This is a genomic window from Butyrivibrio sp. FC2001 (assembly GCF_000424125.1).
GTDB lineage: Bacteria > Bacillota > Clostridia > Lachnospirales > Lachnospiraceae > Butyrivibrio.
This window is the reverse complement of sequence record NZ_AUJH01000016.1, coordinates 54328-71918: the sequence shown is the minus strand read 5'-3', so window position 1 is coordinate 71918 and position 17591 is coordinate 54328. Positions and strand designations below refer to the sequence as shown.

Below are 17591 nucleotides of genomic sequence, written 5' to 3'. Positions count from 1 at the left end.
TTATCAAATCAACAAAAATCTTACTTTTGCAATCTTTTATATTCTATACTCGAAATCACAACCTGATTTTCGCCTTGAACTATTGCAAGAAATTCAACTGCTTTTCCACTTGTAATCTTAAATGGAAGTTCTAAGGATAATTCTCCTTTTTCGTCAAAGTCACTCCTAAAAATATCTTTTTGAGAAATCGTGTTCTGTCCCCAATACGTATTTATCTTTATTTCTGCCACTTCGTAATTTGTTTTATATGGCAATGGATTTATTTTTAGTTTATAGGTGGCAGTATAATCCCCTTTGCTCATATCAATATAGGGTCCATGGATTAATGAATGGTCTTGCCCCTCCATCAACAACTCTCCATTCTCCGTCATAGGTAATTCATTAAGAACACTTAAATTATCTAAACTAACATTTTGTATATCACTAAAAAAATTAGTCATGTGATTCCCTTTGTTCTCAAAGGCATTTATCACTCCTATATCATTTGTATATATTGCATCTGTGTCTGATATAGGCATATACAAAAAACCTGCTTTAAAAAAGCAATTTGAGTCAAAATTTCTATCAACTAAAACAGTTACATTTTTGTAGCGTGCAAGATCTTCTCCGTTAAAAAAAGATCTACTTATATTTTTAATTTTCCTACCATATACTTCAGGATATTTATCAACGTAAAACTTCCCTAGCGAATTATTCTGAATCAATGCTATAGCATCATAATTATCATCTATACGAGTAGTCATCCACCCACTTATTCTATCCACCATAGCTACTGTTTTACTCGCAGCAGCAAAAAGAAGCATTACGCTCACAAGGCTTAATGCAATATACTTGCGATAAATTATCTTTCCATCCAGATATTCTGTCAGTACTTTACCAAAGCTGACTATAAGCAAAATAACCGATACAAATATCACAAATAAAAACAAAATAACTTTTATAACTTTATTCCCGCCATTTATATAACTATAGCCAATAAATGCCGTTCTTAACCACGAAATAGCATAAGGAATAGCTAATGCACATATCATGATGGCGATTGCTATATAAACTGCAAATATTTGTTTTTTCTTTCTATTTTTTCCCTCCCCCCACCATACAGAAAGAGAAACAGCGCTGTTATATTCTGTTTTCCCATAGTCTGCAAAAGGTAATACAAGAAATATATTATAGTTAATTTCCGGAAAATGATGCTCGGATATAGAATGAACTGCAATAATGGCCATTACGAATGCAAGTCTCATATTACCAGCCTTAATAACCTTCACCATCATGTATATCCAAAGAATAGATATTACGACAAACGTAATCCATCCATATCTTATAAGAATGAGTGGATAACTTGAATCTATAAAATTATATCGAGTGTCTTTTACAGTAGAAAACCCCCATCCAATCAGATCAAATGCCGTGCCAAATGGTTTTATACCATAATTATTTAAAGCGTCTATCGATAGCCCTAACCTATTATGTGTATATCTATTAAAATCAGATACTGAAATATAACCACTATAGCCCAAAAAAATAAGCCCAAAAACGAATAATGCACATATAGGGAACACCCCAATAAGCATCCCCTTGCATATTTTCATGTATTTCTGATGAATAGAATGGTTATCCTCTGTTTTTTCATACAGCGTCATATATATAACAGCAATAGAAAACAATAATAAACATACACTACTAGTTATACTTCGCGTAATAAAAATAGATATTCCCATTCCCAGAATTATCGGAATAAAAAAAAATGAAGCTGGCACAGTCAGCAGCAAAGAAAACGCAACCATTATCAAATACACTATAATTGATGCAAAATCAGTAGGATAACATATTCCCCATGAGCTTCGAATATTCCCATTTGCAACAGGAAATACAAGATTGGAAATCGTTCCACATAGCGATGCCGATACTGCTAAAATAATAACTGACGCAATCACTACAAGATAGCATTTCAGAATCCTTTTATAATTCACACCTACACAGCCTATTGTTATTAAGGCTAAAAAAATCAGAAAACTATATCTAACTTCTTTCCATGAAAGAAAATATACCAGTGCCACCCCTATTGCCGGAATCAAATTTTTGTCACGAAAATTCAGTATAACTTTAAAAATCACTAGTAACATCATAACTTTTAATATTTTATTCTCTAATGAACTAGGATAAACAAAATTAAAAGTAGTTATTTGAGTACTGCAATAAAAAAGATACACCCCCATCATAACGATCAGCACTTGATTCGTTATGCTTTTACATATTTTCATAATTTGCCCCCATAAAAAAGCAACAATAATATTCCTAATACCGACAAACATATCCCCGAAACAAATAATGGACAAGAATATTTCATAGAAACATCATTATATCCTTCATCAAGAGGTATTATCATTAGACAATCCTCTATAAATTCCGGCTCAACTATTTCTTCATTAACCTTAACAGTCCAACCATCAGCATATGGGATAGAAGTAAATAAATAATCACCTTCATCTGCCTCTATCGTTCCTGTCACTTTTGTATCTGTAACTACAAGATTTTGCAAAGAGTTCTTTCTTGTCTGGTCGCTTACTTCTCCTAAATAATTCAAGTCAAGCAGATAAAACTCCGGTTTATCAAATGCATCAAAATTCTCAGCACTAACATTCACATAAGCACTAGTATCTCCCTCTGAAATAGGCACATAAAAAATACCTAATGAATGAATCACTGAATATTTCAAATTTAATCTTCCATTAAGATCAAGCGTAGCATTTGCATCCCATTTCCAGGGAATATTTCCATACAGTGCGTAATTACCTTTGGGAATATCAAATACATATGACCTTTGATTTCCCTCTCTACTTTCTTTGTATTCTATTGAAACAAAAACATCTTTTTCTCTACCACTTATATAATTAAAAAGTTGGTTATTATACAGGAATGCATTTTGTTCATCGGAATAAAACTCATCATCAGCTTTATATTTAAAAATCATAGGCATATAATAAGGGTTCTCATATATGCTCTTATCATTATGCGCACCAAGATCTTTTCTATAAATAAGTCCTTCATATTTGTATGGTGATGCAATATATTTCACCCCCAAGAGGGAATCTATTGTCAAAATAGACATTGCCTTTTCAACAAGTCTGGACATATAAACTTTATAGCCAATTTTGTCATAAAAGTTTATCAATCCAGCGTCAGGCGTAGATGTATAATTTTCTAAGCCCCAATAATTAAACCCCATTGCTTCATCAAGATTAGCAAGTGAATTAATGTTTTTTGCTCTAGCTGCGGTCTGCGTTATTCTATAATATGACTTATCCTGATTCTTGATTTCCGCTATCATATTCTCCTGTTCGTTTTGATATACTTCAAAATCTGAAACAGAATCTATAGATGGATATATCTTCATTAATAAAGATGCATTATAAGAAACATCAAATACTGTCAGAATCAGTATCATCAATGAAAAAACTGTTCTCTTACAAATAGAAGTCGATCCATTTCTAAAAAATAGAAATAGCAAAAATGCAACCACCACCAAAACTATTACTGTATATAATTTCAGTTCCCCAACTTCCGAAGTAGAAGAAAAACAATTTCGTAATAGATACACAGCAAAAACAGACACAAAAATAAATACCTTCTTCCAAGAAACATCTGCATTATAAGCAAATAAATATGCCCCCATAAAAAGCATTGCAAACGTCACTATGTATGAAAATCTATAGTAATAGCTACTTGATTCCTGGAACAGAGAAAGTAACCAAAACAAAGGTTTCCAATAGCATGAAAAAACACATATACCAAGGATAATACTTGCACTTATCTTTATTCCTGTTGGTATTGTTTTTGCACACATAAAGCAGATACATCCAAACAATAACAATCCTCCGGAATAAACCCCAAGCGCCCCTCTTTCACTGATTGCTCCATATGAATATCTATCGAAAAAATTCAAACAGTTCCCCAAGATCTCCATTGTTAATTCTTTTTTATCCGCACTACCTCTAGTAGCACATCTCATAATATTTAACGTTGGAAGTATTATAAACATGCTTAACAAAGCACCAGAGATCATAGCATAGCAATATCGAACAAATGCTTTGATTCCAGCCATTATATTTGTCTCGTTTTTGCCATCACTATATAATATAGAAAGCTCCAATATGAACAGCAGAAAAGAAAAAAGACAATTTATCCCCGCAGTATACCAGTTAAACAATATTGATGCAGTAAATGATATAGCCAATAACTTAGGGTTCTTCCTCCTTATCAGCTTATATATGCCTAGGGCCATAATTGGTAACATATACACCCCATCAAGCCACATAGGGCATTGTGCTTTAGAAATATTGTAATGCATAAAAGCATAAGAAAAGGACAATGCAATATTTATAATAAAACCGATTCTTTTCTCAAACCTTTTACTCAAATAAAAGGAACATGTAACAAACGAAGTTGCTATTTTAAGAGCTACAACAATATCAAAAAAACTATGTAACTCTGTTTTATCAAAAAAGATAATTATCAGATTCCATGGTGATGCCAGATAATACATAAAAACCGGAAGTGAAGCCTGTCCTAATCCATTACTCAAAGCGTATAACACGCTCTGTTTGCCAGTCAAAACATCTTTATAATAACCAAAAAAGTCCATGTATTGCCAATATCCATCATCAGCGGCTAAAGACTTATCCCCAAAGGGGGCATAACCAACCACCGCTAAGATAACAAGCATAGCTAAAAAAGTCACCCCAAAAGCAATACAATAAAATAAAAAAGTTATCGTTTCTTTACTGTCATCTGAATTAACTACATTAGCGTTCTCAACATTCATGTACCAAGCATCCCATATTTCTATATGTTTTCTTTATACAACATCCTGACTATTCATTATATGGATGCCATTTTCACCAAATAGCAATCACTCCATCATCAAATACTTCTTCCAAAACTCCTCAGATGTAAGATTCTTTTTCTCATCTCTATACTGTTTAATAATTTTAGGCTTATTTTTTAAATAATACTTCCTTACTTTCCTATAACGCTTATACAAATCCATAAATCTCTTTTTATCAATCGTAAGCATTTTGCCTGTTTGATCATATGGATTCACCTCCAAATGATTCTTGCATAAAGTCATCTTTTCTGGCTGGTATGTATCGTCGAAAGCAATCACAGCAGGATTCTTCTTAAGCCATTTTATAGGTATAAAATAATGTCCATTATATGTTAATCTTAATAGCCATTTATTCTTAAATGTTCTTGGCGGATCATAATAGCAATCAAACAAGTTCTGCATATGAACACATCCAAAATTTGATAATGGCTCTAATTTATCATTCAGCTTCATATTTTCACGAACTATTTCTTCGCCCCTATTTTCTTTCAAGAAATCCGGTCCCTTGACATAATCCTCAAATGCCCGCAAAACCAATTCAGCTGCATCATAATTATACTTTAGCATCTGAGTTCTAAAGCTCCGATGGATAAATATATCGAGATCCACATTCCCCAACATTTCTGAGCATGCTTTATCAATCAACAAATTTCTACACTGTTGATATTTATCAAATGCTCCATTGTACTTTTTAACAAACCCCATATGCCATACTGCGATTCCATTCATTGTTAAAATATTAGCGTTACAACGAAGAGAATATTCTATATCATCACATCTTATAAAAATTGGCAACGGCAGACCATTTTTTTTAATTACTGATATAGGAATACAGCAATACCACCAACCTGCATATTCATTTGGCTGCTTAATGAAAAAATCCTCATTTGCAAGATTATCTTCAATATCTCTATGGTCAAATTTTGGCTTCAGCGGAACAAATGTACAGTACGGTGTAATTGTGCCAATATCTTCGTGCTGGCTATATGGCTCTTCATAATATAGCATAGCCCCACTAATAAAGGACTCTTCATACTCATTCTTAAGCAATTTAAGTAAAAAATATGTTCTACGAATACTCTCTGGAAGTATTAAAATATCATCGTCCATTAGCAAAACATGCGTTGCATTTCTCTCCTGATGCATGGACTCAATCATTCCTCTGGCAAACCCACCAGCACCTCCAGAATTGCTATTGGGATGAAGAAATATATTTTTACCACTGATTTCCGTCTCAGAAAGTGTCCTTCCATTATCTACAACGTGAATAAAAAGATGATCACTAATTTCTTCGCCACTATCAATTAGCTCACTCCGAATGAGGTTAATATTTTTTTCTATAAATTTCTCCTTATAGCAAGTTGGTGTTGCAATGCAAAGATTAACCTCATTCAGCTTATCCTCCTCGCATTCAGCTGTATAATAGCCTCCATAAAAAACACATCTGTCTTTAGCAAAAAGTTCAAATCCATTCATATATTCATCATTATTTGGATACTGATACTCGATTATAGTTCTTTCTGTATTATCATTTCTAATAAGAGCATAATCTCGCCTCTCGACATCACAATTATTTCTGCTATATCCCACAAACTGAATATTGCATTTTCCTTCTACCTCAAGATATATTTTTAATATTCCAGCATTTGTATATTCCTTCCATTTTTTATATGAACAGGCATTAATATATGTTGTAAAATCAACTTTCTGTCCATATCCAAGTACAAGAGAATGATTTTCATCATCTACAAAACCACTATCCTCCCTATAAAAAAGTTCTCTACATTGTTTATGTTTAGTCTCGCTTGGTAAAACAATATTCTGAATTCTATATTCCATATTTCTCTCAGTATGATAATCCTTAATCAGACTTCATACATTCCTCCCAATAAGCATTCCCAGACAATTTTTTTGCGATTATACGCCAACCTCGGATTCGCTGTAAGAATCACACACAGCTCTTACATCTCCATCCATGCGCTTCACACCTTTTTCAATCCAGATAACACGGTCACAATGATCTCTAATCGTTTCCATACCATGACTGACAAGAAGCACTGTTGAGCCGCCATGAATCATCTCTTTAATTCTCGCAAGACTCTTTTTTCTGAAGAATTCATCTCCAACTGACAGCACTTCATCAAGAAGCAAAATATCAGCAGCATCTCCTGCTGTAGCAATTGCAAATGCCAATCTTGATACCATACCTGAAGAATAATTCTTGACCTTCTCTTCCATAAAGTCCTTAAGTTCAGCAAACTCAACTATGGAATCATAATGCTCATCCAGGAATTTTTTTGAATATCCAATTATCGCACCATTTAGATAAACGTTTTCACGTCCGGAAAGCTCCATGTCGAATCCGGTACCAAGAGTAAGCATCTGTAATTTCTTACGATTCACTTTTATCTCACCCTCTGTAGGATTTATAGCTCCAGCAATAAGTTTAAAAAGCGTCGATTTACCTGATCCGTTTGTACCTATGATCCCAACCACTTCGCCTTTATATATATCGAAGGATACATCATTTAGCGCATATAGATCGCGGTGACTGATTTCATTTTTTATACTTTTTATGAAATACTCTTTTATTCCGGATACATTAGAAGTACTTATCTTATACTTCATAGATACGTTCTTAACCTGGATAATTGGTTTACGTTCCATTACAACCTCCTGCATCAGATAACCTGCATTATTTCATTTTCTCTTCTTTTAAATATCAGATATCCAAGTAGATAAGCTGAAACTGCCCATAGGATAACCTTCGCCCATAATCCCGCAGAAGGAAATGTAGCATTAATCATAATCTCCCTTGCAAAACGCATATAGCAATACACGGGATTAGTATTTATTACAAGCTGCATTGCTGCCGGAACTTCATCAATCGGATAAAAAATTGCTGATAAATACATAAGAAGTGTAAGCATTACTGAATACAAATATCTGATATCAGCAAAAAAAACATAAAGAACGGAAAGAATATATCCTATTCCAAGGCCAAACATTACACATAGCATCATATCTATAGGTAATAATAACATTGTAATTGAAGGCTTTATCCCCATAAGAAAAAGCAGTGGCAAAAAAGCCACTAAGCTATATAAAAAGTTAACTAATGCAGTATAGCATCGTGATAGTATAAATACATTTTTGGGCACCTTAACTCTTAGAAGCAGACTTCTATTGTCAACCAAAACAGTCATAACACTATCACTAATCTGAGCATAAAGATTCCAAAATAAAAATCCGGTTAAATAATAAAGTGGAAAGTTAAGGATACTCCCCTTGAACATTGTGGAAAAGACCAGGCTCATTATCAACATATAAAGAAGTGGACTGAGCACACTCCACAGAATCCCCAGATACGATCTGGCATATTTTCTTTTTATTTCTCTCCCCGTAAGCTCCCTGATCACAAACCAGTACTGCTTTATTTCTTCCATACTATCCCCATTACTATAGTTATATATTTAGAAATCTTTTTGTTATATCTACACTATAGTACTCATTCAAGTATATATTCTTACTAAAGAACCGTCAAACTAGCGGACTCATATAATCATAATGATTTTAATGTAATAGTATTTACAAGAATATTCAATTTTCGCTTATCTCCAGATTCAGCATTTTTCTCATTATACGGTATCACTTCTTCATCTGATACAATCTCAAATTTGTTAAAACCATCTGTAAGATATTTATCTATTCTAAGATGATATTCATTTTCCCCTGGAAGTATTGTCCCTATTTTTTCTCCATTCAAAAACAAATTATTTTTATATCCTGCCCCATCATTAATTTTAATCTGAAGATCATATAAATCATCGGGATTATTTACAAGAATAAAGAAGGTACTATTATTTCCTATAGACCATGTACCATTCTCTTCAGAATTATCCCATCCCCATCCCAGGTTTTTATTATTCCCATCTTTGGTATATTCAAACACCACATTTTCACAATATTCAAGCAATTCCTCCTCGGCAGAATAATATTTCAATTCCTTTTGCAAATAAAATAAATCATATGAATCATCTACATTTGAAGTATCCATACTCAGAAACAAAACCCAAATATATGCAAAAAGTAAAATAGCCGAAGCAAAATAAAATAATATTTTTTTCATTACCATACACCTCAAGTCAGCATAAATAGCCGTTCCAATGAATCCATTCTCTGACTAATATCATTTCAAAAACACAAACCATGCATAGAATGATTATCCTGGCACACTTATTGAGTTTTGAAAAATGTTCAGAAAAGCACAACACAGGAATGAATGCTCCTACCATAAATCTAGGTATAGACAGCAATCTTGAAGAAGCGCCCAAATAAATAATTATCAGTGGATACACTAGCTCATAATAGTTTTTGCTAACGAAAAATGAATATATCAGCACAGCCAAAAAAAACAATAAAACTAATCCAAGGTAATCAGCAGGAAATTGTTTAACGACAGCATCGTATAAGTTCTTAAAGACACCAACGTTTTCTCTTCCCCAGGCATACTGCACATGAACAAAAGCAAATCCATCCCCCAGTTTAAAATGCAAATAAAGCATATATGCAAAAAGTCCGGATGGTACCATGAATGTACCAAGCACAAGCCGCTCCTGCGCAAAAACATATTTTAAGAATCCTATAAATAATCTATAGAACTTATCTTTATGGCTTTCTAAGTATTTCATGATCTGATAAACAAGTATTACAAATACAAAAAAGACACCTGCATTACGTGTTGCAGATAGTAATGCGCCAAACAATCCCATACGTAAATAATTACCTTTTACCATATGATAAAAGCAAAGAACCAGTAATAGCAAAAATAATGATTCGGTATACAGAATTGAAAAATAAAATGAATAAGCACCAAATGACATAAATATTATGAAAGTATATGCCACTTTTTTATCATTCCTGGTGTACATAATATATTTATATGCCCAGAATTCTGCCAGCATAAATAATATAGAACTCAGTATTGCCCCAACAGTATTCACAGCAACCATTCCACCCATAAGCCTATGGCATATGTTCACCAATAATGGGTATAAAGGAAAAAAGGCCCATGGAGCCATACCATTAGGTCTCATTCCAACAAATTCATTAGTGTAGAACAAATCCACATAATATCCATACCATTCAGAATCAAATACAGAAAGGCTTTTAATAATCTGTGCCGGTGCTATTTCACCAGTCAAAGAATGGCAAACCCAATAGATTATCATTCTTGAGACTACAAAGGCCCCAATGATAAATAGAATTATCCTCTTTTCTTCGGGCATTATTTTTTTCATGCAAACACCTCATTGACAGCTTCTTCCATTTCAGCGCTATTCCACCTCACCACATCAACCTTGTTATGAATATATCGTTTCCTCAACGAAAAGCATTGCTGCAAATATTGGAATGTAACTTTTCCACTCAATTTTGATTCTCCTGAAAATCTATCCTGAAAAGAATATGGAAGCTCCACAATCGATTCATATGAAGTGGTTGCAAGTACCTCTATCATAATCTTCCATCCAATAGGTCTCATATCAGCTTCAGCAAGTATAGATTTACGGAACATAAATAGGCCACTGGTAGGATCTGATATTTTTCTCAGACATGGAAGCAGCATCTGACCTATTATCCTTGCTGTTCCGGAAATAATTTTTCTATACCAGTTTAATCCGCCATCATACCCTCCAGGTATAAGGCGGCTTGGAATACATAAATCAGCACCACTCTTAATAATCGTTGCATACATATTTTTCAGGATTTCCGGTGGATGCTGTAAATCGGCATCCATTACAGCAATATATTCTCCTTTTGCCATTTGAAAGCCCAGCATTACTGCAGTTGCCAATCCCTTTTCGTTTTCGCGATGCTTATACCGGATATATGGCTTCTGTTTGGAAATACTCTCTATTATTTTGGGAGTGTCATCCGTAGAATCATCAATAAATAGTATTTCCTTTTCAAGCATACTTCCCGCATCATCTACCAATGCAGCATCGATTCGCTTTACTATTTCATCAATATTATCTTTTTCGTTATACGTTGGAATAACAATACTTAATTTACACACCCCTGAACTCCCCTTTAGATAATTATTTACAGACATAGAAAGACACAATCTATAGTGTTTAACATTGCTAATTATACACTATTGACACTATTTTATCTTAGCTTTCCGTTTTTTCCATAAAACAGTAATAGCGCCTTTCATAGATGTGATATTTACCATTTTAATGCCTTTAATTTTTGAATCTATTACTTCTGATTCTGAATCATATTGATTTTCTTATGTACATAAGATAGTTATATATCCTCGCACAAAAAAGACTAAATCCAATATTTTTCCCACATCTGACTATGCTTCCATAAATCCAACCGCTCTCATGAATCGCAGGCGCCTTTATGCCAAGCTTGGACATTGCCCAGATAACTGTCTTGTGTAATAGTCTTAAGTTGCATATATCAGAATAATCCAGTTGCGCAGCTATATCCTGCGCATCCCCCTCCAGGACATCATCACAGAATTTAAGGCTTCCGTAGTTACTGGCCTCCAGTTCATCAGGTCTTGCCATTAGCCTTGAGAGAATTTCTTCAGTAATTCCTACTCCGTTATCACTTATGCATTCTTCAGAATATACCTTAGCAAAGAGCTCAAGATAAGGCTGCATGGTATCCAGATAATTTTGATTAAGACTTCCATAGTCAGCAGTCACCGGAACAATCACATCTCCACGATCCAAGTAATTTTCCTTCCGATATTCCAAGGTCATACCCGCTGCCTCTGAGCTCACCGCCTCAAAGAGGCAATTACTAAAATAGACTTTTCTTTTGATACTTCCTTTAGGTTCAAAATAGAAAGCGTGATAGTTCTCTTGTTTCATATCCTTTGGAATTTCATACAGTCCAAAATAATACCCATTTAATTCTGTGCCAGGCTTTACTGAATTAAGCAGCCTTAACAGACTCCTCTGAGTAGTCCCTACCCACCCACTGTCAACTACTGCTATTTTTTCACCGGAAAACATTCCTTCCTGCTCAAAATAAGAAATTACATTCGGAAGTCTTTCCTCAGCCTTTTTTTTCACAATCTCCCACAATTCTTCCTTATGCTTCTCTGCTTTTTCTTTCCAATTAAGAATCTGAGGTCTTGCTATGATGTTATCCAGATCATCCGCATATCCTATTATCCTTGTAAACTCAAACATCTCTTTTTCATCAAGAGCACCTCTGCTCAGTATTTTCCTCATGGTTACATCAATTCCACTAAGAAACATCATGTTTAGGAAATCGTCTCTATCCACTGCCATTTCAGGAACGCGGAGAGCATACCTGGACACACGCAAATATCGAAGTGTAGGATATTCCGCATTCTTCGTAGCCTTACTGTCTGCAATTTTCATTGCTGCTCTGTACACAGGCCATGCATCTCTGGAGAGAAAGTACAATGTTTTTATCCCATCTTTCCTAGCGCTCTCAAGAACCCACTCCGCAAACTCTGTCAATACCGGAGCCCAGGTATGTATGTAATGAGTAATGTTATCTTTTAGTTCTTTAGTTTCCGTTTGTTTATCTGCATCAGAAAAAAGAGGAACCTTAATCAGTTCCTCCATACATTTACTTAATGCCCTGTCATATCCGGGATTTTTTTCTAGCACTTTTTTGTAATACAAAAGTCTGTCCATGCTATATTGCCGCCCTTTTATGCTTAATAAACTCAATCATTTTTACCGGAACAAAAGCCCCTGCTATAGGCCTCATGCAATATAACCATCCAAACGGAAACAAGAGACCCATTTTTCTGAAGTTTTCATAACGAACCTTCATCTCATATATTCTGTACTTAAAGTCTCTGTTATGATAATTTTCCCTGTCAACATGATACTTAAAGAGAACTTCCTGCATGTTGCATCCCTTGAATCCAGCCTGATACAGCCTCATGAAAATCTCGTAATCTTCACAACGAAGAGTTTCCTTTCTTGCCATATATCCGCCGTTTTCTATAAGAGCTGATCTTCTGTACATAACAGAAGGATGAATGTATGGTGAATATTTTAGATAATCCTCTGCAGTAGGATGAGCCGGTCTTGTAGTAACTCCCCAGACTCCCTCTTCATCGAAGATTTTTGCATTGCATCCACACCAGTCATATTCAGGATGAGCTTCCAAAAATGCCCTTTGTCTCTCCAATCTCTTGGGAAGAGATATGTCATCATCATCCATTCTGGCAATATATCTACCCCTTGCTTTTTCCAAACATTTGTTAAGCGAAAATGCCAGTCCGTGATTTTCTTCACTTCCAATAACTATAATCCTCTTATCTCTATCCCTAAGACCTTTTATAAATTCTGAAGCTCTAGGATTAGACCCATCATCATAGATGATAAACTCAAAATCCCGAAAGGTTTGGGTTAATATAGAATTCACTGCACGGTCAAGTTCATTTGTATTTTGTCCGCTAAAAACCCCCATTATGACGGATATTTCTACCGTCTCCATACGTCATCTCCCCATCGTTATTACTTTTCTATAACTGTGATTCCCGCCTGGCATCACACAATCTTACTGTATATCTCGCGCATCGTCTCTTTGGACTTTTCTTTTGAGAAATCTGCTGAAAGCTCAAGCGCTTTTTTAGAATACGCTTCTCTTATATCCGAATTATTTTTAATAGTTACAATAGCTCTCTCATAGTCCTTAATATCTTCAGCTCTGCAGACTATTCCGTTCTCACCGTTTTTCATATATTCTCTGGTTCCACGGTTATCTGCAGCGATAACAGGGACAGCACAACTAAGTGCCTCTACTGCAGCCATTCCAAATCCCTCTCGCTTGGACGGAAAAGCAAACACATCAGCTGACTGCAGAACTCTCTCCATATCTTTCCTATAACCAAGGAGTTTTATATTCCCAGCCATTCCGTTTGTTTTCACAAAACTCTTTAACTCCTTGTATTTGCCACCTCTTCCACAGATACTGTAATATATATTCTCATCATCCAGTTCTCTGATTGCTTCGATAACTGCCATCTGATTCTTATTGTTATTCAGCTCAGCAGCTGTCACGATATGGAATCCGTTCTTCGGTATTCCAAGTTCCTTCCTTACAGCATCCCTTTTTTCCGGCATAGGATGAAATCTTTTAGTATCAAGCCCCACTCCATGCAAAAGTTCTACATGACCACCTTTCCTAAGTTTAAATCCACATGCACGCTTATAATCTTCCTTATTAATCGTTATGATCATATCTGTAAATCTGGCAAGAAAGCGCTCTATCGGATAAAAAATCAACCAATACGACTTCGGAGCGCCTTTAAAAAAATGAAAGCCATGAGAAGTGTAGATTACATATGGATGTCTTCCAGAACAAAAACCAGACAGTCTCCCCAGCATACCGCCAACAGGATTGTGACAATGAACAAGACAAATATCCTCTTTATTTATCAATTCCGAAAGCTGTATAAGCCCTTTGGTGTTTTTGATCAAATGCCACGGTTTTTTATGCATGACAATCTGATGCATGATTATGCCTTCATTTCTTAATGCTTCCGGATTAAATTCATATACTGGATTATCAAAATCAGATGCATAGTGGATCTCATATCCTTTTTCCTGTAAAACCTGAACATCATTTTCCAAAAACTGCGATAAAAAACCACCCGTGCTTGATACAATTAACGCTTTTTTCATAACCAATAATACAGTTGATACTACCTGCTTCCCCTTTATAATATCTATAGTATATATTTTATTGTTTTTAGCGTCAATTATATGGATTTATTTGATATTTGTACGGTTAATGTATAAATTATCAAAAATTGAATCCCTCAATATGCATTTTATAAAATCCCATCCCTGTCATCCAGATAAATCTCAAACAGATCATACTTATCTAAAAACGCATAGCAGCTTAGAAGTTCATCCCTAAGCAGAGTTCTGGCATTCTCCAGATAAACTGCCTCATCCTTCAGGTACTTGAAGGATTCAGTAGTGTGCATAGCCATTACTATGGCATGATTCAGTCCTCCCCTCTTAAAAAGAACATCTTTGATTTTATTATAATGCAATGAAATTACCTACCTTTCATGAGTTTTGGTGGAACAATTCATATTGCACAGAACAAAAACAAATCTTTATTTAATTACTGCTGTCCACTCAACACTATCCTTTCTATCAAATTTAAATATAACAACGCGAGTTATAATTAACGTTTTTGTGATATATATTTCATTCAATTTCATCATCTTAAATATAACTGTATTTTATAAGATTGCTCGACAAATCCATCATTTTATGCACAACCATCTTAAAAATCCGGCCATCATAAAAGAGCTGCACACAAAACTGTGTACAGCTCTATCCAACTTATTTTTATTCTTTATTTACTATACTTTACCAAATCTTAATCTTATACTGTGCTATCGCCTCTATGCTCTCAGCCCTGCAGGCAGCCTTTTTGCCATCTGCTGTTTCGCTAAGCTCAGGCCATTCCTGAAGATAGATCTTCTGATCCTCCAAAAGCGGATAAACTACCGCTTCCGCCTCAAAGGTTCCTTCAAGCTCAGTATTACCCTCTGAACCGATGAATCTCTTAAGTCCGATTTCCCAGTCCTGTCCGGTGTAGAAGCTGTCAGCTATAAGCTCGCCTTCATGGAATATATCCATATCGCTTACAGCATACAGCTCGGCCTTATCACCGGCGTATTTTACATGGAGGTAAACTTCGTCAACCTCCTCATCAATATCCGAAACTTTGATGTTATATTTCGCAGTTGCATCGCTCTTTTCAGTAGTAAGCTCAGTCTTCACATTGCAGGTAAGTGCATCAACATATCTGTAATCCGCAAAATCCATGCTGTCTACCATATAGGTATCGCTGACATTCTCAGCATCATCATGGATAAAGCCAATAGGTGTCTCGTCAAGATCAGGCCATACTCTGAAGGCAACATTATGCTCTCTTCCGTCAGCAGGAATCTCCGCATAGATCTCGTAACCATTGGGATTGCCGTTTTCAAGGACTCCGGCACGTTTCTTATTGGTTCCGATCATCCTGTCTACAACATCATATTCGCAGATTACAAGATGCTCTGCGCCGCGTTCATCCTTTATCTTCACAGCATGCTCAGCTTCGTAGCTGCTAAGAGTCACAATCTTGATATAGCCAAGGTCGCCCTCTATCTCAGCAGCTGCAGAGTCTCTGTCATCAGTATAAAAAACGTAGGCAATCTCTCTGTTCTTTTCATCATGGAGCTTACAGAGCGGAATCATGTTGGCTCTCTTTAATACCGCATCATAGCCTATAGGCATGTTGAAGGGATAGAAAAATGTATCTCCGTTTTTGATATCCCTCTCCTCGAATTCGGTGATATCATTACCCTCGCGGTCATAGGCTTTAAGAACGTTATCCTCATGATCTGCCATATCATATCTTCGCTGATAATTATTCACGAAAAGGAATCCGCTCATCAGCTCGCTTCCGTTTACATCCTTTTTCACAGCACGAACAGCAGTCCTCAAATCCGCAAGATTGTCAGGCTTATCCGGATTCCCCGGCTGTTCTATATAAGGCATCTCGCAAAGATCAGAGCCAAAATCCCTGATAAACATGGATAATCTTCTGATCTTCCTGTAGGTATCAGACATCTGTCCATATTCCTTGAGAGGTGCATTAAAATCATAGGATAATACAGGAAGGTCATTGGGATATCCTGTCTCAGTGCTCTCCTGAAGAGTTGTGAGTTTTCCCTCAGGATTGGTTCCGCCGTGGTACATATAGTAACCAAGGAGGTTCGCACCGCTTCCAAGCTTGACCATACTCATGGCTTCTGTATCTTTTCCGGTTGCAATGCATCTTCTGTGATGAGTAACCTGCAAACCACCGCCAAGCTCAGCCGTGAGATAAGGGAATTTATCCATATCAAAGGTGATGCCTGCACCTAAACCATGGTCAGATCCGATGTTGTGGTCATTTCTTTCTCTTGTAAAAATGTAGTTGCCACTGGGTTCGAGTTCTGTGGTTCTGGGATCCCAGGGTGCTTCACAGTATCCTCCCATAACAGGAATCATTCCGCCTGTCACGGCACCGCCCCAACCGGTTGCGGTATAAATCGGAACGTCAAAGCCGATCTCAATCGCCATGTCGCGGAGGATTCTCATATGTTCCTCGCCCTCTTCGCCGCCAAAACCGCCACAGTGTCCGTACTCATTCTCAATCTGAACGCCAATGACAGGACCGCCATCTTTTACAAACATTCCCTTTGCCTGCTCATAAATGTGTTCATAGAAATTCCTTGCATGAGCAAGATATTCAGGGCTGTTACTTCTTACTTCATAGCCCTTTTCCTTAGCATCCTCAAGGAGCCAGTCCGGAAATCCACCGTTTCTGGCTTCACCGTGAGCCCAGGGGCCAATCCTGAGAATACAGTTTAAGCCGACGCGTTTAACTGTCCCGAGGAATTTTCTTAAGTTTTTATCATCGCTAAAATCAAACTCTCCGCGTATCTCTTCGTGATGGATCCAGATGGTATAAAGCGAAACAATGTCCACTCCACCACTTTTCATTTTGCAGAGCTCCTCTTCCCAGTATCTGTTTCTGTATCTTGAAAAGTGCATTTCTCCCATCACAGGGAAATAGGGCTTTTCATCAACAGTAAGAGACATCGGTGTATATGACAGTTTACTCGCACTAGATAACATAA

Annotated in this window: 13 protein-coding genes; all 13 read right to left on the bottom strand. The window is 36.0% G+C overall.

Going from position 1 to position 17591, the window contains the following annotated elements; genetic code table 11:
- Nucleotides 1-20: 20 nt before the first annotated feature.
- The 13 genes from G601_RS0109975 to G601_RS0109915 all read right to left on the bottom strand — a co-directional run bounded on the left by G601_RS0109975 (nucleotide 21) and on the right by G601_RS0109915 (nucleotide 17589).
- Nucleotides 21-2264: a hypothetical protein gene (locus tag G601_RS0109975; protein WP_026665250.1), complete on the bottom strand. Its 2244-nt coding sequence runs from the start codon at nucleotides 2262-2264 to the stop codon at nucleotides 21-23.
- Entirely contained in the window at nucleotides 2261-4825 is a 2565-nt protein-coding gene (locus tag G601_RS0109970; RefSeq protein ID WP_026665249.1) for a YfhO family protein, read from the bottom strand. The genes G601_RS0109975 and G601_RS0109970 overlap by 4 nt, the downstream gene beginning before the upstream one ends.
- Before the next feature lie 87 nt (nucleotides 4826-4912).
- On the bottom strand, nucleotides 4913-6727 hold the full coding sequence (locus tag G601_RS0109965; RefSeq protein WP_026665248.1) for a glycosyltransferase: 1815 nt from the start codon (nucleotides 6725-6727) through the stop codon (nucleotides 4913-4915).
- Between the two features lie 78 nt (nucleotides 6728-6805).
- A complete protein-coding gene (locus G601_RS0109960) occupies nucleotides 6806-7555 on the bottom strand; it encodes an ABC transporter ATP-binding protein (protein WP_242834406.1) in 750 nt (249 codons plus the stop codon).
- A gap of 14 nt (nucleotides 7556-7569) precedes the next feature.
- Nucleotides 7570-8334, bottom strand: a complete 765-nt coding sequence (locus G601_RS0109955) for an ABC transporter permease (RefSeq protein ID WP_035790619.1) — start codon at nucleotides 8332-8334, stop codon at nucleotides 7570-7572.
- Between the two features lie 116 nt (nucleotides 8335-8450).
- Complete coding sequence (locus G601_RS0109950) at nucleotides 8451-9017, bottom strand: hypothetical protein (RefSeq protein ID WP_026665245.1); 567 nt, start codon at nucleotides 9015-9017, stop codon at nucleotides 8451-8453.
- A 16-nt stretch (nucleotides 9018-9033) separates the two neighbouring features.
- Nucleotides 9034-10188, bottom strand: coding sequence for a hypothetical protein (locus G601_RS0109945; protein WP_026665244.1), 1155 nt, complete (start codon nucleotides 10186-10188; stop codon nucleotides 9034-9036).
- A complete protein-coding gene (locus G601_RS22815; RefSeq protein ID WP_051205728.1) occupies nucleotides 10185-11000 on the bottom strand; it encodes a polyprenol monophosphomannose synthase in 816 nt (271 codons plus the stop codon). The genes G601_RS0109945 and G601_RS22815 overlap by 4 nt, the downstream gene beginning before the upstream one ends.
- Before the next feature lie 166 nt (nucleotides 11001-11166).
- Entirely contained in the window at nucleotides 11167-12576 is a 1410-nt protein-coding gene (locus G601_RS0109935) for a hypothetical protein (protein WP_026665243.1), read from the bottom strand.
- A gap of 1 nt (nucleotide 12577) precedes the next feature.
- The gene (locus G601_RS22810; protein ID WP_035790616.1) at nucleotides 12578-13390 is read right to left on the bottom strand and encodes a glycosyltransferase; all 813 of its coding nucleotides are present in this window, start codon (nucleotides 13388-13390) and stop codon (nucleotides 12578-12580) included.
- Nucleotides 13391-13443: 53 nt separating this feature from the next.
- Nucleotides 13444-14580 (bottom strand): glycosyltransferase family 4 protein, encoded by a 1137-nt coding sequence (locus tag G601_RS0109925; protein ID WP_035790614.1) that lies wholly within the window; start codon nucleotides 14578-14580, stop codon nucleotides 13444-13446.
- Between the two features lie 149 nt (nucleotides 14581-14729).
- On the bottom strand, nucleotides 14730-14957 hold the full coding sequence (locus G601_RS26115; RefSeq protein ID WP_155834506.1) for a hypothetical protein: 228 nt from the start codon (nucleotides 14955-14957) through the stop codon (nucleotides 14730-14732).
- Nucleotides 14958-15282: 325 nt separating this feature from the next.
- The gene (locus G601_RS0109915; protein WP_051205727.1) at nucleotides 15283-17589 is read right to left on the bottom strand and encodes a beta-galactosidase; all 2307 of its coding nucleotides are present in this window, start codon (nucleotides 17587-17589) and stop codon (nucleotides 15283-15285) included.
- Nucleotides 17590-17591: the final 2 nt, after the last annotated feature.